At 57.3% G+C, this 511-nt stretch carries 2 protein-coding genes; both read left to right on the top strand.

The features are described from left to right. Positions 1 to 195: hypothetical protein (locus A5774_RS11655; protein ID WP_231892319.1), on the top strand; the 195-nt coding region annotated here is incomplete at its 5' end. Next, a complete protein-coding gene (locus A5774_RS10830; RefSeq protein ID WP_082936068.1) occupies positions 188 to 466 on the top strand; it encodes an HNH endonuclease in 279 nt (92 codons plus the stop codon). The genes A5774_RS11655 and A5774_RS10830, both read left to right, overlap by 8 nt. Positions 467 to 511 lie beyond the last annotated feature (45 nt).

Below are 511 nucleotides of genomic sequence, written 5' to 3'. Positions count from 1 at the left end.
GTAATCCGTGCTGGTATCTCGCTAGGCTCGACCGCTCTTCGCAAATGGCAAAAGCAAGCACTGCAGCTCATTGCCGACGGCTATGAAGCCCGTACAGTGATCGAATCGCTTAACCCAGCCTTGCAGCCCATAGGGGCATCTAGCCCTGCTAGCCGGGCTGTAGGGCCGCATGTAGTAGGGGGTAGGCATGAATAGCCGGGGGTGGGGTGGGCGCCGGTCTGTGGAGCTACGCGCGCTGACACTAGCTACCTATGGTGACATCTGCCATTTATGCGGTTGGCCTGGAGCAAACACAGCAGACCATCTCATACCACGATCACTAGGTGGCGACGATACCCTAGCTAATCTTCGCCCAGCTCACTCTCGCTGCAATTTCAGCCGTGGCAACATGCCCGTCGATGAATGGCGCGAAAAGCATCTCGCAACACGATCACCGCCGCCGAACGCGTCGCCGAGATGGAAATAGCGCCAAACCGCCGAGTTTTTTTAGCCAAAAGTGGTCACGGGAAGT

Source organism: Corynebacterium sp. EPI-003-04-2554_SCH2473622 (assembly GCF_001665955.1).
Classification (GTDB): Bacteria; Actinomycetota; Actinomycetes; order Mycobacteriales; family Mycobacteriaceae; genus Corynebacterium; species Corynebacterium pseudodiphtheriticum.
Note: the sequence above shows the minus strand (reverse complement) of the source record. Positions and strands in the feature narration are given on the sequence as shown.

Coding starts and splice junctions, on each gene's coding strand:
- A5774_RS10830 (WP_082936068.1), top strand. CDS start 188: ATGAATAGCCGGGGGTGGGGTGGGCGCCGGTCTGTGGAGCTACGCGCG.